This window comes from Xanthomonas sp. NCPPB 4037 (genome assembly GCF_041475695.2).
Lineage (GTDB): Bacteria > Pseudomonadota > Gammaproteobacteria > Xanthomonadales > Xanthomonadaceae > Xanthomonas > Xanthomonas campestris.
Genome location: NZ_CM191261.1, coordinates 1,894,778 through 1,916,520 on the forward strand (window position 1 = coordinate 1,894,778; position 21,743 = coordinate 1,916,520).

13 protein-coding genes are annotated in these 21,743 nt (G+C 64.0%); 11 read left to right on the plus strand and 2 right to left on the minus strand.

Features of this window, described 5'->3' with window-relative positions:
* The first annotated feature begins 128 nt into the window (after window positions 1-128).
* From ACCQ01_RS08510 to zipA, 3 genes are all read left to right on the plus strand, one after another.
* Complete coding sequence (locus tag ACCQ01_RS08510; protein ID WP_228432856.1) at window positions 129-1,082, plus strand: alpha/beta hydrolase; 954 nt, start codon at window positions 129-131, stop codon at window positions 1,080-1,082.
* A 178-nt stretch (window positions 1,083-1,260) separates the two neighbouring features.
* Window positions 1,261-4,764 (plus strand): chromosome segregation protein SMC, encoded by a 3,504-nt coding sequence (smc, locus tag ACCQ01_RS08515; protein ID WP_228432855.1) that lies wholly within the window; start codon window positions 1,261-1,263, stop codon window positions 4,762-4,764.
* A 56-nt stretch (window positions 4,765-4,820) separates the two neighbouring features.
* The gene (zipA, locus tag ACCQ01_RS08520) at window positions 4,821-5,555 is read left to right on the plus strand and encodes a cell division protein ZipA (protein ID WP_070692902.1); all 735 of its coding nucleotides are present in this window, start codon (window positions 4,821-4,823) and stop codon (window positions 5,553-5,555) included.
* Between the two features lie 181 nt (window positions 5,556-5,736).
* Here zipA and ACCQ01_RS08525 read toward each other — a convergent pair whose 3' ends face one another.
* Window positions 5,737-6,861: a pyridoxal phosphate-dependent aminotransferase gene (locus ACCQ01_RS08525; RefSeq protein ID WP_228432854.1), complete on the minus strand. Its 1,125-nt coding sequence runs from the start codon at window positions 6,859-6,861 to the stop codon at window positions 5,737-5,739.
* A gap of 187 nt (window positions 6,862-7,048) precedes the next feature.
* On the opposite strand from ACCQ01_RS08525, the gene ligA reads away from it, so the two are divergent.
* From ligA to ACCQ01_RS08555, 6 genes are all read left to right on the plus strand, one after another.
* Window positions 7,049-9,550 carry an NAD-dependent DNA ligase LigA gene (gene ligA / locus ACCQ01_RS08530; RefSeq protein WP_228432853.1) on the plus strand — a complete coding sequence of 834 codons (2,502 nt, stop codon included), beginning with the start codon at window positions 7,049-7,051 and terminating at the stop codon, window positions 9,548-9,550.
* Window positions 9,547-10,521 (plus strand): EF-P lysine aminoacylase EpmA, encoded by a 975-nt coding sequence (epmA, locus tag ACCQ01_RS08535; protein WP_228432852.1) that lies wholly within the window; start codon window positions 9,547-9,549, stop codon window positions 10,519-10,521. Before ligA ends, epmA begins: the two co-directional genes overlap by 4 nt.
* A gap of 111 nt (window positions 10,522-10,632) precedes the next feature.
* A complete protein-coding gene (locus tag ACCQ01_RS08540; RefSeq protein WP_012438660.1) occupies window positions 10,633-11,319 on the plus strand; it encodes a DUF3011 domain-containing protein in 687 nt (228 codons plus the stop codon).
* 47 nt (window positions 11,320-11,366) lie between these two features.
* A complete protein-coding gene (gene mtnA, locus ACCQ01_RS08545) occupies window positions 11,367-12,431 on the plus strand; it encodes an S-methyl-5-thioribose-1-phosphate isomerase (RefSeq protein WP_228432851.1) in 1,065 nt (354 codons plus the stop codon).
* 209 nt (window positions 12,432-12,640) lie between these two features.
* Complete coding sequence (gyrA, locus tag ACCQ01_RS08550) at window positions 12,641-15,340, plus strand: DNA gyrase subunit A (protein WP_228432850.1); 2,700 nt, start codon at window positions 12,641-12,643, stop codon at window positions 15,338-15,340.
* 191 nt (window positions 15,341-15,531) lie between these two features.
* On the plus strand, window positions 15,532-18,009 hold the full coding sequence (locus tag ACCQ01_RS08555) for a glucose/quinate/shikimate family membrane-bound PQQ-dependent dehydrogenase (protein WP_228432849.1): 2,478 nt from the start codon (window positions 15,532-15,534) through the stop codon (window positions 18,007-18,009).
* Between the two features lie 419 nt (window positions 18,010-18,428).
* Here the strand turns inward: ACCQ01_RS08555 and ACCQ01_RS08560 are convergent, their stop codons facing one another.
* On the minus strand, window positions 18,429-19,154 hold the full coding sequence (locus tag ACCQ01_RS08560) for a hypothetical protein (RefSeq protein WP_228432848.1): 726 nt from the start codon (window positions 19,152-19,154) through the stop codon (window positions 18,429-18,431).
* A 162-nt stretch (window positions 19,155-19,316) separates the two neighbouring features.
* Here ACCQ01_RS08560 and ACCQ01_RS08565 point away from each other — a divergent pair, with 162 nt between their 5' ends.
* Window positions 19,317-19,838: a hypothetical protein gene (locus ACCQ01_RS08565; RefSeq protein ID WP_228432847.1), complete on the plus strand. Its 522-nt coding sequence runs from the start codon at window positions 19,317-19,319 to the stop codon at window positions 19,836-19,838.
* On the plus strand, window positions 19,838-21,637 hold the full coding sequence (locus tag ACCQ01_RS08570; protein ID WP_228432846.1) for a P-loop NTPase family protein: 1,800 nt from the start codon (window positions 19,838-19,840) through the stop codon (window positions 21,635-21,637). Before ACCQ01_RS08565 ends, ACCQ01_RS08570 begins: the two co-directional genes overlap by 1 nt.
* The last annotated feature ends 106 nt before the right edge of the window (window positions 21,638-21,743 follow it).

Here is a 21,743-nt window from a genome sequence, read left to right on the forward strand (position 1 = left end):
CGCGTTGAACAGACCAGGCGCAGGCGCACCTTTCTGATTCGCGACCAAACCGATGCGACGCCTGTGCTTGCCGCGTGGCGTGCTGCGTTGCAGGCTCGGCGTTCCTTGCATGATTCGAGGCGCAATGCATGCAGTCGCATCGATACGCTGTCTCCGGAACGCGGCCGCGCGGTGGTCGGCCATCGGCACGGCTTGGCCGCTCGGTCCTCGATGCGCGCTCACCGTTCTACCGGTTCGAAACGTTCGAGGTCGGTGACGGTCACGGCGGCCGCTGGCGCATGCGCATCGGCATTCCGCGGACCCGGTCGCCGCGGCGCGGATTCCCGGCGTTGTGGATGCTGGACGGTAACCGGGCGCTGGCGCAGTTCGATCACGCATGGCTGCAGGGCTTGGCCGCTGCGCGGACCCCGTGGGTACTGGTGTTCGTTGGGCCCGACAACGACCTGCTGGTGGATCTGCCCAGGCGTGCCCATGACTACACGTTCCAGCCAGCGGACCATTCGTTCCTGGCCCCGCCCACGGCGCCGCCCGGGCCGGTGGGCGGCGGCGCCGACGCGCTGCTGGAGGTGTTGACGGGGCGGGCCATGCCCGCGCTGGCGCGGCGTGTGCCGCTGGACCGTGAGCGGCAGGCGCTCTGGGGGCATTCGTTGGCCGGGCTGTTCGTGCTGCACGCGCTCTACTCCGGGCGTGGGCCGTTCACCGAATACGCGGCCGCGAGCCCGTCGCTGTGGTGGTCGCAGGGAGCGTTGCTGGGCGATCCGGAGCAACGTTTCAGCCGTGAGGGGCCGGCGCGCGCTATGCGCCTGTGGCTGTTTCTCGGCGGTGCCGAACGGGCAGGGCACATCGATCCGCATGCCCGGCAGGATCCACACCGTGCCGCGTTGCTAGAGGGCATTGCCGGCGCGCCCGCAGATGCCGCTGCACGCCTGGCCGAGCGCCTTGCAACGGTGCCGCGGTTGGCGGTGCGCTACCAGGAATTTCCCGCATTGCAGCATGCGGCAGTGTTTCGCGCCGCACTGCGGGCCGCGCTGCAACACCTTGCGGGCCTGCCGGTGCGTGGCCGCCGGCCGCGCCGGTCCTGAACCGCGCCGGCCGCCATGGCTTGCGCGGCGGCCATGCCCGCCGTGCCTGCCCGGCTATACTCGCCATCAATCGTTCGCTTCGTGTACTGCCGCCGGCGCCTTGCCAGCCAGGGGCGAAGCCCTCGCAAACCCGTCCCGACGGCGCCTGTTGCGCCGTTGACCGAGATCCCTAGCGTCCATGCGTCTTTCCACGATCAAGCTGTCCGGTTTCAAGTCGTTCGTCGACCCGACCACGTTGCACCTGCCCACCAACATGACCGGCATCGTCGGCCCCAATGGCTGCGGCAAGTCCAACATCATCGATGCGGTGCGCTGGGTGATGGGCGAAAGCTCGGCCAGCCGCCTGCGCGGCGACTCGCTGACCGACGTGATCTTCTCCGGCTCCTCGGCGCGCAAGCCGGTGTCGCAGGCGACGGTGGAGCTGATCTTCGACAATTCCGATCACACCATCTCCGGCGAGTTCGCCTCGTTCAACGAGATCTCGGTCAAGCGCCTGGTCAGCCGCGACGGCACCAGCGCGTATTACCTCAACGGCACCAAGTGCCGGCGCCGCGACATCACCGATCTGTTCCTGGGCACCGGCCTGGGGCCGCGCAGCTACTCGATCATCGAGCAAGGCATGATCAGCCAGATCATCGAGGCGCGCCCGGAAGATCTGCGTGTCTACCTGGAAGAAGCCGCCGGCATTTCCAAGTACAAGGAACGCCGCAAGGAAACCGAAACGCGCATCCGCCATACGCGCGAAAACCTCGATCGCCTGGGTGACCTGCGCGAGGAAATCACCAAGCAGCTGGCGCATCTGCAGCGCCAGGCGCGGCAGGCCGAGCAGTACCAGGCCTTGCAGGAAGAACGCCGCATCAAGGATGCGGAGTGGAAGGCGCTGGAATACCGCGGCCTGGATGGCCAGCTGCAAGGCTTGCGCGAAAAGTTGAACCAGGAAGAAACCCGCCTGCAGCAGCTGATCGCCGAGCAGCGCGATGCCGAAGCGCGCATCGAAACCGGCCGTGTGCGCCGCGAAGAGGCCGCCGAAGCGGTGGCCAAGGCGCAGGCCGATGTCTACCAGGTCGGTGGCGCACTGGCGCGTATCGAGCAGCAGATCCAGCACCAGCGCGAACTCTCGCACCGCCTGCACAAGGCGCGCGACGAAGCGCAGAGCCAGCTGCAGGAGCTCACCCAGCACATCAGCGGCGACTCCGCCAAGCTGGCGATGTTGCGCGAGGCGGTGGCCGATGCCGAACCGCAGCTGGAGCAATTGCGCGAAGACCACGAATTCCGCCAGGACGCGCTGCGCGAGGCCGAAGCCCGCCTGGCCGACTGGCAGCAGCGCTGGGAAACCCATAACCGCGACACCGGCGAAGCCTCGCGCGCCGGCGAAGTGGAGCGCACCCGCGTCGATTATCTTGACCGGCAATCGCTGGAAGCCGACCGTCGCCGCGAGGCGCTGGTCAACGAACGCGCCGGGCTGGATCTGGACGCGTTGGCCGAAGCGTTCGAGCAGATCGAATTGCGGCATGAAACGCAAAAGGCCTCGCTGGACGGGCTGACCGAGCAGGTCGAAGCGCGCAAGCACGCGCTGGGTGGCTTGCAGGAACAGCAACGCGCCAGCCAGGGCGAACTGGCCGAAGTCCGCAAGCAGGCGCAGGCCGCACGTGGCCGGCTCTCGTCGCTGGAAACCTTGCAGCAGGCTGCGCTGGGTCAGGAGCAGGGCGCGGCGGTGGCCTGGCTCAAGGCGCGCGGGCTGGATTCGGCCGCGCGCGTGGGCGAGCGCATCAGCGTGGAAAGCGGCTGGGAAAACGCGGTGGAAGGCGCGTTGGGCCAGTTGATCGAAGGCGTGCTGGTGGAGGCGCCGGAGCAACTGGTCAACGCGCTGGGCGAGTTGGGCGACGGGCGCATCGCGCTGGTGTCGTCAGCCACCGACAACGTGCAGTTCGCGCCGACCTCGCTTGCCGCCAAGGTGCAGGGGCCGATTGCGATCCGTCGTTTGCTGGCGCGCCTGCATGCCGCCGAGGACCTGGATGCCGCGCGCAGCCTGCAGCGCAACCTGCCGGACGGCGATTCGGTGATCACCCGCAGCGGCGAGCGGCTGGGCGAGGGCTGGGTGCGCGTGTCGCGCTCCGGCGCGGCCAAGCAGGGCGCGTTGCTGCGCGAGCGCGAGATCCAGGAGCTGCGCTCGCAGATCGACACGCTGCAGGAGCGTGAGGGCGACCTGGAAGAACAACTGGCCAGCTTCCGCGAGCAACTGCTGGCCGCCGAACAACAGCGCGAAGACGCGCAGCGCCAGCTGTACATGGCGCACCGCAGCGTGTCCGAACTGGCCGGCCAGCTGCAGAGCCAGCAGGGCAAGGTGGACGCGGCACGTGGGCGCATCGAGCGTATCGAGGCCGAATTAGGGCAGTTGCTGGAAACCCTGGACACCAGTCGCGAGCAGGCCCGCGAAGCGCGCGCCAAACTCGAGGACGCGGTGGTGCGCATGGGCGACCTGCAAGGCACCCGCGAAGCGCTGGAAAGCGAACGCCGCCAGCTCACCGATGCACGCGACCAAGCGCGCGATGCCGCGCGTGGCGTACGCGATGCGATGCATGCCTTGGCACTCACGCTGGAATCCCAGCGCACCCAGATCACCTCGCTGAGCCAGACCCTGGAGCGCATGGATAGCCAGCGCGGTCAACTCGACACGCGCCTGGAAGATCTGGTGGCGCAGCTGAGCGAAGGCGATTCGCCGGTCGAAACGCTCGAACACGAACATCAGGCCGCCTTGAGCGAGCGCGTGCGCACCGAGCGCGTGCTCGGCGAGGCGCGCACCATGCTGGACAGCATCGACGGCGAACTGCGCAGCTTCGAACAGACCCGCCAGCAGCGCGACGAGCAGGCCCTGGCGCAACGCGAGCGCATCTCCCAGCGCAAGCTCGACCAGCAGGCGCTGGTGCTCAACGCCGAACAACTGGCCGCCGCGGTGGTCAAGGCCGGCTTCGTGCTCGAAGACGTGGTCAATGGGTTGGACGAGGCCGCCAACCCGGCCGAGTGGGAAGCGGCGGTGGGGCAGATCGATGCCCGCATGCGCCGGCTGGAGCCGGTGAATCTGGCCGCGATCCAGGAATATGGCGAAGCCGCGCAGCGTTCCGAATATCTGGACGCGCAGAACGTGGACCTGACGACCGCGCTGGAAACGCTCGAAGAAGCGATCCGCAAGATCGACCGCGAAACCCGTGGCCGCTTCAAGGACACTTTCGACCGCGTCAACTCGGGTGTGCAGGCCTTGTATCCGCGCTTGTTCGGCGGCGGCCACGCGTATCTGGAGCTCACCGGCGAGGATCTGCTCGACACCGGCGTGACCATCATGGCGCGCCCGCCGGGCAAGCGCGTGTCGAGCATTTCGCTGCTGTCCGGTGGCGAAAAGGCGATGACCGCGGTGGCGCTGGTGTTTGCGATCTTCCAGCTCAACCCGGCGCCGTTCTGCCTGCTCGACGAGGTGGACGCACCGCTGGACGAGGCCAACGTCGGCCGCCTGGCCAACATGGTCAAGGAGATGAGCGAGAAGGTGCAGTTCCTGTTCGTCAGCCACAACAAGGCGACCATGGAAGCGGCGCGCCAGCTCTCCGGCGTGACCATGCGCGAACCCGGCGTCAGTCGCCTGGTGAGCGTGGACCTGGAAGAGGCCGCACGTTTGGCGGGCGCGGCATGACGTGCCATGCTTGCTGGAATGATTACACCTGTCACTCTTGCGCGGAGGCACGCTGAATGTCCGACATGGCCATGATCCGGATCGGGATCCTGATCGCTGGACTGCTGCTGGTCGCGGCCATCTTCCTGTTTGGCCGCCCGAAAAAATCGCCGCAGGGGCGACGGGTCGACAAGGACGACACCCAGCCGCGCGAACGCCGTGAGCCGGTGATTTCCAGCGGCGTGGACGCGGACGGCACGCCCTTCGAGCGCAGCGACACCGGCGCCGAACAGAGCGAACTGGAACTCGATGACCAGGACGGTGCTGGCGGCAACGATGTCGGCAAGCGTCCGAATCAGGATTTCGACAAGATCGTGTCGCTGTTCGTGGCGGCCAAGGCCGGCCAGGTGCTGCGTGGCGAAGACGTGGTGGTTGCCGCGGAAAAGACCGGCCTGGTGTTTGGCCACATGAATGTCTTTCACCGCTTGGTGGAAGGGCATCCCGAGCGCGGCCCGATCTTCAGCATGGCCAGCATTCTCAAGCCGGGCAGCTTCGACATGGCCAACATCCGCGAGATGCAGACGCCGGCGATCGCCTTCTTCCTGACCTTGCCGGCACCGATGACCGCGCTTGATGCCTGGGAAAAGATGTTGCCCACCGTGCAACGCATGGCCGAACTGCTCGACGGCGTGGTGCTGGACGACAGCCGCAACGCCTTGGGCCGCCAGCGCGTTGCGCACATCCGCGACGAACTGCGTGCTTACGACCGCCAGCATCAGGCTCCGCCGCTGACCAAGTCGCCGCGCTGGTGATTCCCCTCTCCCGCAGGAGAGGGAATCAAAGCCCCTCTCCTGCGGGAGAGGGATTGGGGTGAGGGGACGGGGCGAAGCCCTGGCGCGGCTGGGCGGCACGAGGCTTCGCTCGCACCCTCATCCGCCCCTTCGGGGCACCTTCTCCCGAGGGGAGAATGGATTGCCACTCAGTGCTTAGTGCTCAACGCTTCGCTTTAGCAAACGCCTCGCGGAAGCGCAGCATTTCGGCCTCGCTGCCTACGGTGACACGCACCCGCTTGGGCCAGATCGGCCAGCTGCGGCCGACGATGACGCCCTGCTTCTGCATCGAGTCGGCGAACATCTTGCCGTCGCGCTTGACGTCGACCATGAAGCAATTGGCCTGCGATGGCAGGCAGGTGTAGCCCTTGGATTTTAGCCAGGCGATGGTGTCGTCGCGGACACGGGCGTTGTCGGCGCGGCGGCTGGGCACCAGCATCGGATCGCGCAGGCTGGCGATGCCTGCGGCCATCGCCGGGACGGGCAGCGGGTTGCCACCCAGGCTGGCCAGTTTTGTCAGCAGACCCGGGGGGGCGAGTGCGGCACCCAGCCGCATGCCGGCCATGCCGTAGAGCTTGGAGAACGTGCGCAACACGATCAGGTCCTGCCGCTGGCGCACCAGATCGGCCACCGACGGCTCGGTGCTGTAGTGGATGTAGGCTTCGTCCACCACCAGCACGGCGCTGGCGGGTTTGTTGGCGAGCAGCCATTCGATCTCCGCGCGCGGGGTGATCGAGCCGGTCGGGTTATTGGGGTTGCACAGATAGATCAGCCCGGCGCTCGGGTCGGCCTTGGCCATGGCCTTGACGTCATGCGCGCCGTCGGCACGCAGCGGCACCTTGCGGACTGGCACGCCTTGCGCGGCGGCCAGGTCGGCCAGCGCTTCGAAGGTCGGGTCGGCCATGACCAGGCCGGCGCGCGGTGACGTGAACAAGGTGCCGGCGCGGTTGAGCGGGTCGCTGGAGCCGGGAAAGAACGCAAGGTGGTCGTGCGGCAGCTGCAGTTCGCCGGCCATCAGGTTGCGTAGGTCTTGTTCCATTTCGAACAGATAGCGGCCCGAGCGTGCCAGCGAGCGGCTCGCCGCATCCAGTGCAGCCGGCGACAGCCCGGTGGGATGCTCGTTGAAGTTGAGGTACACCGTGCCGGCCGCAAGCGCCACGCTCGGCGCTGCAGGTGCGGCAGCGCGCTTGCGGGCCGCCTCTGCCGCAGGCGTCAGCCCCAGGGCGGACACCGCCAGGCCGGACGTGGCAAGGCTGAGGAAGGAACGGCGCGAGACGGGCAACGACACGGGGGAGCTCCGGAGGGGTTGGGCGAAGAGGGCGCAACGCTAGCGGTTTTGCGACCGTCTGCCTATCGGGAATCACCCTGCCGCGTCCGCTTCCGACGGACGGTGCTCTGCAGCGGTCTGCCTGCACCACGTCCGGCATCGGCGGCGGCCGTTAGAATGGGCGGCCCAGCATCCTTTCTGCGATCGCATGACTGCCAGCCCGGATCCCGCACAGCGCATCGATGCCCTGCGTCAGCGCATCGAAGACGCCAACTACCGCTACCACGTGCTCGACGAGCCGCAGATCGCCGATGTCGAGTACGACCGGCTGCTGCGCGAGCTGGAGGCACTGGAAGCGGCGCATCCGGAGCTGGCCACTGCCGATTCGCCGACCCAGCGCGTGGGCTACCTGGCCGCGTCGCGGTTTGCCGAAGTCCGGCATGCGCTGCCGATGTTGTCGCTGGGCAATGCCTTCAGCGACGAGGAAGTGGCCGAGTTCGTGCGCCGCATCAGCGAACGGTTGGAGCGCAAGCAGCCGGTCTTTTGCGCCGAACCCAAGCTCGACGGCCTGGCCATCAGCCTGCGCTACGAACAGGGCGAATTCGTGCAGGGCGCCACCCGCGGCGATGGCGCCACCGGCGAGGATGTGAGCGCCAATCTGCGCACCGTCAAGGCCATTCCGCTGCGCCTGCGTGGCACGGGCTGGCCCGAGGTGCTGGAGGTGCGTGGCGAGGTCTACATGCCGCGTGCCGCGTTCGAGGCCTACAACGCGCAGATGCGCCTGCAGGGCGGCAAGGTGCTGGCCAATCCGCGCAATGGTGCGGCCGGTTCGTTGCGACAGCTCGATGCACGCATCACCGCGCAACGGCCGTTGAGTTTTTTTGCCTACGGCGTGGGCGAGGTCGCGGACGGTGCGTTGCCGCCGACCCACTCGGCGATGCTGGCGCAGCTGCGCGAGTGGGGCTTCCCGGTCAGCCAGCTGGTAGAGGTGCTGCAGGGCAGCGAGGGTTTGCTGACCTACTACCGGCGCATCGGTGAAGCACGCGACGGCCTGCCATTCGATATCGATGGCGTGGTGTACAAGCTGGACGATCTGGCCGGCCAGCGCGAGATGGGCTTTGTGTCGCGCGCACCGCGCTGGGCGCTGGCGCACAAGTTCCCTGCCCAGGAGCAATCCACCACGGTGGAAGCGATCGAAATCCAGATCGGCCGCACCGGTGCGGCAACGCCAGTGGCACGTTTGAAGCCGGTGCACGTGGCCGGTGTGGTGGTGACCAACGCGACCTTGCACAACGCCGATCAGATCGCGCGCCTGGATGTGCGCGTGGGCGACACGGTGATCGTGCGACGCGCCGGCGATGTGATTCCGGAGGTGGCCGGTGTGGTCGCCGAGCAGCGCCCTGCTGACACCCAGGCCTGGCAGATGCCGACCCAATGCCCGGTGTGCGGCTCGGAGATCGTGCGCGAAGAAGGCCAGGCGGTGTGGCGCTGTTCGGGCGAGCTCACGTGCCCGGCGCAGCGCAAGGAAGCCTTCCGCCACTTTGTGTCGCGGCGCGCGATGGACGTGGACGGGCTGGGCGAAAAATTCATTGAAGTGCTGGTCGACAGTGGCGTGGTGCAGGGTGTGGCCGACCTGTATCTGCTCAATGTCGACCAGCTGCTGCAGCTGCGTTTGATCAGCACCGCCGACAGCCCGCATGCGTTCCTGCGTGAAGCACGCGAGCACCTGGCTGCCGGTGCGTATGCGCAGGTCGAGCAAACCATGGTCGGCATCGGTGTGGATCTTGCCGGCGTGCAGCCGGTGCCGCAGACCTGGCAGGCCGATCTGTTGCGCGCGGGCTTGCCAGCGTTCGACTGGAACCGCAAGAAAATCGCCACCAAGTGGGCCGAAAACCTGATCGAGGCGATCGAGACCTCGCGCGACACCACGCTGGAGCGCTTCCTGTTTGCGCTGGGCATCGAGCATGTGGGCGAGAGCACGGCCAAGGCGTTGTCGGCGTGGTTTGGGGAGCTGGAGGTGATCCGCCATCTGCCCTGGCCGCTGTTCAAGCGTGTGCCGGACATCGGCGGTGAAGTGGCGCGCTCGCTCGGGCATTTCTTCGATCAGGCCGGCAACCAGCAGGCGATCGATGATCTGCTGCAGCGTGGTGTGCGCATCGGCGATGCGCATCCGCCCTCGCCCAAGCTGCGCGGCGCGCTGAGTTTTGCGGTGCTGCTCGAAGACCTGGATATTCCCAAGGTCACCCCGGTGCGTGCGCAGCAACTGGCCGCCGCGACGTCCTCGTTCGATGCGTTGATCGCCTCCGAGGCCGACCCGTTGCTGCAAGCCGGTGTGCCGGCACCGGTGATCGCCTCGCTGCAGCAGTGGTTGGCGCGTCCGGAAAACGCGGCACTGGCAACGGCCGCGCAACGCGCCATGGACGCGTTGCTGGCGCAATTGCCGCAGGCCGATGCGGTGCAGGCCGGGCCGCTGGACGGCCAGACCGTGGTCATCACCGGCACGCTGGCCGCGCTGACGCGCGATGCCGCCAAGCAGCGCCTGGAATCGCTGGGCGCCAAGGTGGCCGGTAGCGTCTCCAAGAAAACCGCGTTCCTGGTGGCGGGCGAAGAAGCCGGCTCCAAGCTGGACAAGGCGCAGAGCCTGGGCGTGGAGATCTGGGACGAAGCGCGGCTGCTGGCGTTCCTGGGTGAGTACGGTCAAGCGGTATGAGCACGCTGCCCGGCGAACTGCCGGTGGATCTGGAGGCGCTGCGCCTGCGCGCGCGCCTGAATGCCCTGATTCGCGGCTTTTTCGCCGAGCGCGCCGTGCTGGAAGTGGAAACCCCGGTGCTCTCGGTGGCAGGCAATACCGAGCCGAACATCGAGAGTTTCAGCACCCGCTTCAGTGGCCATGTTGATGCGGGTGCGCCCACGCGCTGGCTTCGGACCTCGCCTGAGTATCCACTCAAGCGGTTGCTCGCCGCCGGCGTCGGCGATTGCTATGAGCTGGGGCGCGTGTTTCGCAACGGCGAAGCCGGTGGCCGCCACAATCCCGAGTTCAGCATGCTCGAGTGGTACCGGGTGGGCTGGGATCATCGCGCGCTGGCGAATGAAACCGTCGCGCTGATCGAACAGGCTTTGGCGCTGGTCGGGCGCAGCGCGTCGGTCAACGTGCTCACCTATCGCGAACTGTTCCTGCACCACCTGGGAATCGACCCCTTGCTGGCGCCGCTGGACGTATTGCGCGCGCCGCTGGCCGATGTGGCGATCGCTGCCGACGGGCTGACCCGCGACGATTGGCTGGATCTGCTGATGACCCACCACATCCAGCCAGGCTTTGCGCGCGACACGCTGACCGTGGTGCACGACTGGCCGGCCAGCCAATGCGCGCTGGCACGTATTCGCGACGACGCCCCGCCGGTGGCCGAACGCTTCGAGCTGTACCTGGGCGCGTATGAAGTGGCCAATGGCTATCACGAATTGAACGACGCGCACGAGCAACGCATGCGCTTCGAACGCGACAACCAGCGGCGTGCGGCGCGTGGCCTGCCACCGTTGCCGTTGGATGAGCGCCTGCTGCAGGCATTGCCGCAGCTGCCCGATTGCGCGGGCGTGGCGGTCGGCGTGGACCGCCTGTTGATGGCCATGCGCGGCACCACGCAGATTGCCGATGTGCTGGCATTTGCGTTCGCACACGCCTGAGCCGCCACCGCACTGTCATCGGCGTCGTATTGCTTTCTTCACATCGATGGTGCTCTCATCATCACGTCCACGGGGGCGCGGCGTTGGTCGTTTCGGGTGAGGATTTTCAGCATGAAGTGGCTGATCGGCTTATGCGGTTTGTGGGGCTTGCCGCTGCTGATGCTGGCCGATGTGCAGGCGGCGGAGCGTGGCTCCGGCGTGGTGCGTTGCGAATCCAAGGACATGGCGCGCGTGCATTGCGACATGGACACCGAACACGGCGTGCAACTGGTGCGCCAACTGTCCGAGACCAGCTGCATTCGCGGCAGCGAGTGGGATATCGAACGCGATGGCGTGTGGGTGGAGCAGGGCTGCCGTGCGGAATTCGCCTCGGCCCGCGTGCTGACCGCCCCGCAGATGCGCCGTGTGGTGCGCTGTGATTCCAATGGCAGCAAGGTGGCGTGCCCGGTGATCCTGCGCGGCGCGCCGGTGCGCCTGTTGCGGCAACGCTCGGTGTGGCCGTGCAAGGAAGGCCGCAGCTGGGGCACCCGCCGCAATGAAATCTGGGTCTCGCGTGGGTGCGATGGCGAATTCGAAGTGGGCGCCGAGGATGGCTCCGGCTTCGTCGACATGCCGCGCACCCTCACCTGTGAATCCAAGAGCCGCTCGCGCCGCATGTGCGGGGTGTCGGTGGAGCGCAGCGTGCGCCTGCGCAAGCAGATCTCCGGCTCGCCGTGCGTGGAAGGGCAGACCTGGGGCTGGAGCCGCGATGGCGTGTGGGTCAACGACGGGTGCCGGGCCGAGTTCATCGTCGACTGACGGGCCCGTCCACTGACTGCCCGGCGCACGCGCCTTACAATGGCGGCATGAACGACAGCGCCCATATCGATTACGCCCGCTACGACCACATCCGTCCGCTGCTGTGGACCGGTGACGCCCTGGAATTGCTCGACCAGCGCAAGCTGCCCTTCGTGGTGGAGCACGTGCGTTGCGACAGTAGCGATGCGGTGGCCGAGGCCATCCATTCGCTGGCCGTGCGCGGCGCGCCTGCGATCGGCATTGCGGCCGGCTGGGGCGTGGTGCTGGCAGCGCGCGAGATCGCCGCCGACAGCGGCAGCGAGGCACTGCAGAAGCTCGAACCGGCGCTGTTGCGGCTCAATGCCGCGCGCCCGACCGCGGTCAACCTGGCCTGGGCGCTGATGCGCATGCGGCGCGTGCTTGCCGCCGCAGGGCCGGACTGGCGTGATGTGCTGGCCCATGAGGCGCAAGCCATCGCCGACGAGGACCTGGCCGCCAACCGCCATATGGGCGCGCTCGGCGCCGCCCTGATCGCTACTGGCAGCGGTGTGCTGACCCACTGCAACACCGGCTCGCTAGCCACCGCTGGCTTCGGCACCGCGCTGGGCGTGATCCGTGCCGGCATGGCGCAGCAGCGCATCAGCAAAGTCTTTGCCGGCGAGACCCGGCCCTGGCTGCAGGGCGCGCGCCTGACGGTGTGGGAGCTGCAGCAGGACGGCATCGACGCCACCCTGATCGCCGATTCGGCCGCCTCGCACCTCATGAAGTCGGGCCTGGTGCAGTGGGTGATCGTCGGCGCCGACCGCATCTGCGCCAATGGCGACACCGCCAACAAGATCGGCACCTACCAGCTGGCGATCGCCGCCCGCCACCACGGCGTCAAGTTCATGGTAGTGGCGCCGTCGTCCACGGTGGACATGGCCACTACCGATGGCGACCAGATCGAGATCGAACAGCGCGATCCGGGCGAATTGTTCGGCGTGGGCGGCGTACGCACCGTGGCCGACGGCATCCACGCCTGGAATCCGGTGTTCGACGTCACCCCGGGCCATCTGATCGATGCCATCGTCACCGAACGTGGCGTCATCGCGCAGCCGGACCTGGCGCGCATGCAGGCCGCCTTCGGCAACTGAGGCCGCATGCGGGCGCGGGGCCGGCAAGTGCCCCGCAAAGTCCTGCAAGTGCTTGTTTCTGGCTGGTAAACCGGCGGCATCGGGCTGCCCCTTCATGCTACAATCCGGCGCTTGAATCGATCGGCGGGAGCGTGGGGTCGGCAGCCTGTCTCTGAGGCGCCCCCGACGCGGCTTTCCGGCTCGCCCGCCACCTCACTTACGGAACCCGAATGGCAGAAACCGCCAAGGAAATCATCCAGGTCAACCTGGAAGACGAGATGCGCAAGAGCTACCTCGATTACGCGATGAGCGTGATCGTGGGGCGCGCACTCCCCGATGCGCGCGACGGCCTCAAACCCGTGCATCGCCGTGTGCTGTTCGCGATGAACGAGTTGGGCGCGCACAGCAACAAGGCCTACTTCAAGTCGGCGCGTATCGTCGGCGACGTCATCGGTAAGTACCACCCGCACGGCGACCAGTCGGTCTACGACACGCTGGTGCGCATGGCGCAGCCGTTCTCGCTGCGCTACCTGATGGTGGACGGCCAGGGTAACTTCGGTTCTGTCGACGGCGACTCCGCCGCGGCGATGCGTTACACCGAGTCGCGCATGTCGCGGCTGGCGCATGAGCTGATGGCCGACATCGAAAAGGAAACCGTCGATTTCCAGCCCAACTACGATGAAAAGGAACTCGAGCCGACGGTCATGCCGACCCGGTTCCCGAGCCTGCTCGTCAACGGGTCGGCCGGTATCGCGGTGGGCATGGCCACCAATATCCCGCCGCACAATCTGACCGAAGCGATCAACGCGTGCATCGCGCTGATCGACACGCCGGAGCTGGATATCGAAGGGCTGATGGAGTACATCCCGGGCCCGGATTTCCCCACTGCCGGCATCATCAACGGCACCGCCGGCATTGCCGCCGGCTACCGCACCGGCCGTGGCCGGGTGCGCATCCGTGCCAAGGCCGACGTGGAAGTGGCCGACAACGGCCGCGAAGCGATCGTGGTCACCGAGATTCCGTACCAGGTCAACAAGGCACGGCTGATCGAAAAGATCGCCGAGCTGGTGAAGGAAAAGAAGCTCGAGGGCATCAGCGAGCTGCGCGATGAGTCCGACAAGGACGGCATGCGCATTTACATCGAAATCAAGCGCGGCGAGTCGGCCGAGGTTGTGCTCAACAACCTGTACCAGCAGACCCAGATGGAGTCGGTGTTCGGCATCAACATGGTGGCGCTGGTCGATGGCCGCCCGCAGTTGATGAACCTCAAGCAGATGCTGGAGGCGTTCATCCGCCACCGGCGCGAGGTGGTCACCCGCCGCACCATTTTCGAACTGCGCAAGGCACGCGCACGTGCGCATGTGCTGGAAGGTCTGACCGTCGCGTTGGCCAACATCGACGAGATGATTGAGCTGATCAAGACCTCGGCCAATCCGCAGGAAGCGCGCGAGCGCATGCTGGCCAAGACCTGGGAACCGGGCCTGGTGGGCGCGCTGCTCGGCGCTGCCGGTGCCGAGGCGTCCAAGCCGGAAGATCTGGCGCCGGGCGTGGGCCTGTCCAACGGCTTCTACCAGCTCAGCGAAGTGCAGGCCTCGCAGATTCTGGAAATGCGTCTGCATCGCCTGACCGGGTTGGAGCAGGAAAAGCTCACCGACGAATACAAGCAGTTGCTCGAAGTCATCCAGGGCCTGATCCGTATCCTGGAAAACCCCGACGTGCTGTTGCAGGTGATCCGCGACGAGCTGATCAACATCCGCGAAGAGTATGGCGATGCGCGCCGCACCGAAATCCGTCACAGCGAAGAAGACCTGGACATCCTGGATCTGATCGCGCCGGAAGACGTGGTGGTGACGCTGTCGCACGCGGGCTATGCCAAGCGCCAGCCGGTGAGCGCGTATCGCGCGCAGCGCCGAGGTGGCCGTGGCCGTTCGGCGGCGTCGACCAAGGAAGAAGATTTCATCGATCAGCTGTGGCTGGTCAACACGCACGACACGCTGTTGACCTTCACCAGCAGCGGCAAGGTGTTCTGGCTGCCGGTGCATCAGTTGCCGGAGGCCGGCTCCAATGCACGCGGTCGCCCGATCATCAACTGGATTCCGCTGGAATCGGGCGAGCGTGTGCAGGCGGTGTTGCCGGTGCGCGAATACGCCGACAACCGTTACGTGTTCTTCGCCACCCGCAACGGCACGGTCAAGAAGACCCCGCTGAGCGAATTCGCGTTCCGTCTGGCGCGCGGCAAGATCGCCATCAATCTCGATGAAGGCGATGCGCTGGTGGGTGTGGCGCTGACCGATGGCGACCGCGATGTGCTGCTGTTTGCCTCCAACGGCAAGACCGTGCGCTTTGGCGAGTCGACCGTGCGCTCGATGGGCCGTACCGCCACTGGCGTGCGCGGTATCCGTCTGGCCAAGGGCGAGGAGGTGGTCAGCCTGATCGTTTCCGAGCGTGCCGGCGGAGTGGAAGACGCGGTCGAGGACGAGAGTGCCGAGGAGGTCGTGGAGACCACCGACGGCGCCGAGCCGGCAGTGATCGATGTCGCCGACAACGGCGATGTGGCCTACATCCTGACCGCCACCGAGAACGGGTATGGCAAGCGCACGCCGCTGGCCGAATACCCGCGCAAGGGACGCGGCACGCAAGGCGTGATCGGTATCCAGACCACCGAGCGCAACGGCAAGTTGGTGCGTGCGGTGCTGCTGGGTTCCACCGATGAAGTGCTGCTGATATCCGATGGTGGCACCTTGGTGCGCACGCGTGGTTCGGAGATTTCGCGCGTGGGCCGCAACACCCAGGGCGTGACGCTGATCCGGCTGTCCAAGGGCGAGAAACTGCAGGCGGTCGAACGCCTGGATGCTTCGCTGGAAGAGCCCGAGGATGTGGTGGACGAGGCGGTTGCAATCACCAGCGATGCGCCGCCTGCCGAGGGCTGATCGCGCGGTGCGATGTGCACAGTCATGAAAAACGCCGGCGCATTGCCGGCGTTTTTTTTGCGGTATTTGGCTGTAACGCATTGTTGACAGAACATGTCAGCAAAGAACGCAGGTCTTTCACAAAAACGGGTCGAAGGTAGTTCGCGGTGCGGCAACGTTGCGTTGGCCGCAGATGCAAAGAGGAACTACTGATGTCGACATTGCTTCGTCCCTCCCGTCGCGGCCATTGGGCCCTGGCGATTTTGGGAGGCGTGATTGTGCTGCTGGGGCTGGTGCTGCTAGCAGGTGGTGCGTGGCTCGCCGCGCTGGGCGGATCCTGGTATTACGCACCGGCAGGCCTGGCGATGCTGATCGCTGGCGTGTTGCTGTTCCGCGGCCGCAATGCCGGCGCGTGGTGGTTTGCCGCCGTCGTGGTCGCCACGCTGCTGTGGACGTGGTGGGAGTCGGGCAGTGATTACTGGCGCTGGGTGCCGCGGCTTGGATTGATCGTGGGCCTGGCGTTTGTGCTGGCGCTGCTGTTGCCCAAGCTCGAGCGCCCGGTGTCGCGCGCCGTCTCGCGCAGCGTGGCTGGCGGACTGGCAGTGGTGTTTGTGGTGGCCTTTGCGTTGGCCTTCGTGCCGTTCGGAATCACCGAGGCCGAGGGTGCATTGACGCAGGTGGCAGGCATCGCCGCAGGTGTGGTCAATCGCCCCGCCGATGGCGCACAGCCGGCACAGCCCGCCAATGCGCCGGTCGATGACGACTGGGCCGCATATGGACGCAGCCAGGCTGGGCAGCGCTATTCGCCACTCACCCAAATCAATCGCGACAATGTCAGCCAGCTGCAGCAGGCGTGGGTGTTCCATACCGGCGATGTGCCGACCAAGCGCTGGGGCGCTGAAACCACACCGTTGAAGGTGGGCGACAGCCTGTATCTGTGTAGCGCGCGCAATCAGGTGATCGCGCTGGACGCCTCCACCGGCAAGCAGCGCTGGCGCTACGACCCCAAGGTCAAGGACGAGGCCATTCCATACACCGCAGCCTGCCGCGGGGTGTCGTATTACGAAGTGCCAACGTCGGCGCCGGCCGCGAATGACGCAGCCGCGGCGCAGGCGGCGACGGCGCCTACGCTCTGCCGTTCGCGCGTGATCGAAGGCACGCTGGATGGGCGCCTGATCGCATTGGATGCGCGCACCGGGACGCCATGCGCGGACTTCGGCACGAACGGCCAGGTGGACATCACCGTCGGCATGGGCGAGACGCCACCTGGCTACATCTCGATCAACTCGCCGCCGGCCATCGTGCGCGGCGTGGTGGTCACCGGGCATCAGGTGCTCGACGGGCAGAAGCGTTACGAGCCCTCCGGTGTGATCGAAGGCTTCGATGCGGTGACCGGCAAGTTGCGCTGGGCCTGGGACATGACGCATCCGGAATGGAACGGCGCACCGCCGCCGGGCCAGAGCTGGACGCGCGGCACGCCCAATATGTGGACCACCGCCGCAGCCGATGAGCAGTTGGGCTATGTCTATCTGCCGATGGGCAATTCCACCGCCGATTACTGGAGCAGCTCGCGCACGCCGCAGGAAAACCGTTACGCGACCTCGCTGGTGGCGCTGGATGTCGCCACCGGCAAGCCGGTATGGAATTTCCAGACCACCCACATCGATGCATGGGACTACGACCTGGGCTCGCAGCCGAGCCTGATCGACTTCCCCAAGGACGGCGTCAACGTGCCGGCGGTGCTGTTGCCGAGCAAGCAGGGCGAGCTGTATGTCCTGGATCGGCGCACCGGTAAGCCGCTGGTGGGCGTGGAAGAGCGTGCGGTGCCAGGCGGTGGCGTGGAGCCGCAGATGCGTGCCAAGACGCAGCCGTTCTCGCTGTATCACACGTTGCGCAAGCCGGATCTGACCGAACGCGACATGTGGGGCATGACCCCGATCGACCAGCTGGTTTGCCGTATCCAGTTCCGCAAGGCCAGCTATAAGGGCATCTACACGCCGCCGGAAGCGGACCGGCATTCGATCGAGTACCCCGGTTACAACGGTGGTTCGGATTGGGGCAGCGTGGCGGTAGATCCGCACCGCGGTGTGATCGTGGCCAATTACAACGACATGCCCAACTACAACCTGCTGGTGCCGCGCGCCAAGGCCGACAAGCTGGGTTGGGCACCGCGCGATGAAGTGCGTGGCGATGCGGGCGGTGCGGAAGGCGCAGGCGACCCGCAGACCGGCACGCCGTATGCAGTCAACGTCAATGCCGGCTGGCGTCTGCCGTTCACCAAATTGCTGTGCAAGGAGCCACCGTATGGCGGCATCCGCGCCATCGATCTGGCCAGCGGCAAGACGCTGTGGGACCGCCCGTTCGGCAGTGCGCGCGGCAATGGCCCGTTCGGCATCCGTTCCGGCCTGCCGATCGAAATCGGTACACCGAACAATGGTGGCGCGGTGGTGACGGCAAGCGGTTTGATCTTCATTGCCGCAGCCACCGACGACCTGATCCGCGCGATCGATCTGGCCACCGGCAAGGAGCTGTGGCATGCCAAGTTGCCGGCCGGCGGCCAAGCCAACCCGATGGTGTACGAATACGGTGGCCGCGAGTATTTGGTCATCATGGCCGGCGGGCACCACTTCATGGAGACCCCGGCAGGCGATGCGTTGATCGCCTACGCGTTACCGCAGAAGGCGCAATGATGTCGGAGACGAGCGGGGGCGGCTGCTAACGACAGGCAGACGCCATGCCACGTGGTTGGTGGCTGGAATCGGAGTGTGCAATGCAGGCAGACATACTGATTTCACCCGTGAGTCGTCCTCCGGCAGCTAAGAGGGATCGCACCATTCGTCAGTGACTCAGGACCGTTGAAGCACGAAAAAGCGCACCGCAAGCGGTGCGCTTTTTTCTTGAAGCACATCTGGCAAGCGCTCAGCTATCTCGGCAAGACAACGCTAATCTTGCCCAGCGCTTGCCCACATGATGCATCAGGCCGCAGGCTTTCCCGATTCCCGATTCCCGATTCCCGATTCCCGATTCCCGATTCCCGATTCCCGATTCCCGATTCCCGATTCCCGATTCCCGATTTCCGATTTCCGATTTCCGATTCCCGATTCCCGAATCACCCAACGTTCGCCGCCACCTCGTCCTGCACCGCATCGCGCACATCCTGCGCCAGCGTCGCCTTGACGATGATCGAGCGGATCGCATCGGTGGCCTCGGACAGCGGCACATCGTTGCTCAGGCGCTGGAAGGTGTCGCGGCTGTTGTAGCCGGAGCCATCCTTCAGGTAGTGCTCGTACATCGATAGCAGATCCTGGCAGGCGGTGATCAGCGCAGCGACATTGCCACGTACCAGCGCATGACCGATCTGATCGAAGCTGTGCAGGCAATCGGCAAGCCAGTGCAGGTCGTAGCGCGCGGTGGCAGGCTCGGGTGCGTTGTGGCCGCGGCTATAGGCGCTGTAGCGACGCAGGCTGCGCGCCACGCGCGCCACATGCGCGAACAGCGTGCCGATCTCGCTGGCGATATCCAGCCGCCGCACCAGCACCATGGGAATCACCTGGCCGGCAGCGGCTGCCTGCTGCTCGGAGGCGTTCTGCTCATGCTGTTCGAGCGATTGCTTGAGCACGGCATAGCTACGCTGCAGCGATTCCAGTTCCAGCGTGGTGGCCGCCGCTCGCGCCTTCAGTTGCGACAGCGCCGCCTGATAGCGGCCAAGGCTGTCCTGCGTACTGGCAAGCTCGCCGGATTCGGCACGCAGCTGGCGGCCACGCACGAATGCCAGCCCGGTCGCGATCAGCGCCCAGAGTGCGAATGCAGGCACCAGGTAGATCAGGATGCCCATGGGGATTCCTCGAAACGTTGCATACATTGTCGGCCTAGATGTGCGCATCTTGAGAGAAAATTTCAGGCCATGCAGTAGCGCGAGCTACAAACCAGAGATGCCGCAGGCTGGTACTATCTGCGAACTACGCTAGCTTGTGATGAAATCGGCAAAGGAGTGTTCGTGATTCGTCCCCGCCATTCGCAGCTTGAGTTTGTGCAGCAAACTAGGAATTACCATGAATTGGCCGCGAAAGTTAAAAAATATGTGAACGAGGATGCTTCACATCAAATAAGTAGGCAAGCTTTATACATCGGTGTCCGATGGCTAAAATTGGGTGGAAGTCATCTTCGTGAGGCTAGAATGGCCAAAAAAGTAGGGATGACTCGCGCTGTCTATTCAAAATCTTACTACGCGGCATATAATTTTTCGAAAGGCGTTCGTTACATCGCCAATGGCGTGGTTAGCTTGAAGGGGGACGATCATCAAGCGGCGTCTGATCTTCCGGAAGACTTTCCTGACAGGCAAGTGGTTTCTAGATTAATAACGGAATTATATGCCTGTAGGCTGCGTGCTGATTACGATAATTGGTCTGACCAAGCAGCATCCTATTCCATGTCTTCGATCGATGCGGTAAGAGCCGCTGGTCATGTTGCGTCTTCCTCTCGGCTCTACATCACAAATAAATATGGAAGGATTTTGTAATGAGTGAAATTGGCCATGAAGCCTCTATCGAAGAAGCAAGGCGAATTTTCGAAGGGAGTATTGGTGCACGACTCCCCGACGCGATAAGGGAATACGTCGGGCCTGAAGAGTTTCTGTCATTTGTTGTTGGGAAGGCTGCACCTTTATATATTTCGGCGCTTAATTCAACTCAGGCGGCTCTTTCTGAGCATAATCCATTTCGTGGGCGCCTGCGGCTTCGTGAACGAGCTGCCAAGAAGTTTCCTGGCTCATTAGAAGCTAATTGCCTTCTAACTTTACTTACTCGGTCTACAAGAACATTGACGGAAGGAGGGGCCGCTAATCATTTCATAGTCCCATATGTGCCGTTTCAAAATCGAGAAGATCATGTGCTGGCTCAAGCAGCCACGCATATAGTTCTGGGGCGTCGTGGAGTTGGTAAATCCACTTTGATCGTGCGCGCTAGAGAGTTGCTATCACGTTCTGGTGCAGCTTCAATTGCGCTAGACATGCAAGTATATTCGGCTAGCTACGGGGACGATGCCATTCGAGACGTGGCGTTAGATGTTGTGAGTAGGTTGCGAGAGCTGAGTCCTGAGTTTGAGCAGGAAGGTTCGGTCATAGGGCGAGATCTTCTGGAAATCGAAGTTCAGCTAAATTCAGTTGGCAGCCCTGAAAAGGTGTTGCCGCGGTTGAAAAGGGTTATTAGGTCCATTGCAAAATTTGTTGGCGGTGATGTCTATTTTTTTCTCGACGATTATCATGTGATTGATGCGGATGTACAACCAGTACTCCTGCATTTTCTAAATAGTGCAATGAAAGGGGCTTCTGGATGGTTAAAAGTAGCAGGCGTCAGAAGTCTTATTAATTATTATTCAGCAACGAACAGGGTCGGACTTCAAATTCCAGGCGATGCACAGGAAATATCACTTGATTTGACGTTGGAGAACCCCGAGGCAGCTGAAAGACACTTGCGCGCCATATTGTCTAGCTTTCTCAATGCGGTGGGCTATTCTGTGAGCGAACGCGTTATTCCTGAGGCTGCTTTCAAGCGTCTCGTCTGGGCCAACGCTGGTGTGCCACGGGATTTCCTGCAAATGTTTGCTCGCGCCCTTGAACATTCGCAAAGGAATGGTCATTCGAGCATTACCGTTTCAGATGTAAATATAGCAATTGGTGAGTTTGGGCAGAAGAAATTCCAAGAAATGCGGGATGATGCTAGAGGAGACGTTAGTAGGATTGATATTATGATCAGGGCTCTGGAGCGTTATTGTCTTGACATCAACAAAATAAACGCTTTTCTTTTGAAAAGCGAAGACAGTGAAGAGCGCGAGCTTGTCCGAAAACTAAGTGACCTTCGCCTGGTTCACTTGATCCATCAGTCCATTACGCCAGATAGTGCGGGGGAGAAGTACGAGGCATTTATTGTGGATTATGCGCTATTCACTGGTTTCCGTCGACGTCCAAATGTTCGAGAGATGATTCCTAAGGTATCTCAGTTTAAAGCCTCGGACCTAAGGAAGCTGCCGAAGGTGGAAGATGGATTTCTTGATAGATATGAAGGAGAGGGATTTGAGGCTAAGAAAATGGTGGCTAAGCGAAGCGGGCGGGATTCCTCTTCTGAGACAAAGCCCAGTAGTAAAAGAAAAATTGAATTGAGCGATGTTCAGGGCGCTAAGGCGAAAAAAAAGAAGGCTGTTGCTGGTTCAAGCAGAGCCTCCGTAAAGAAGGGTGCTAAGAAGCCCACTAAAAGTGTAAAAAAGATTGTTGCAAAAAAGGTGGGTGCTGGAGGGGCGGCGGTTAAAGCATCTGCTAAGTGAGCAAATTTCAAAAAAAATTGGGCGAGCGGGTAAGAAGTTAGTATCAAATGCACCTGCGGCTAAGGGGGAATAATTGCATAAGATAATTCTAGGCGGGCGTTATTCG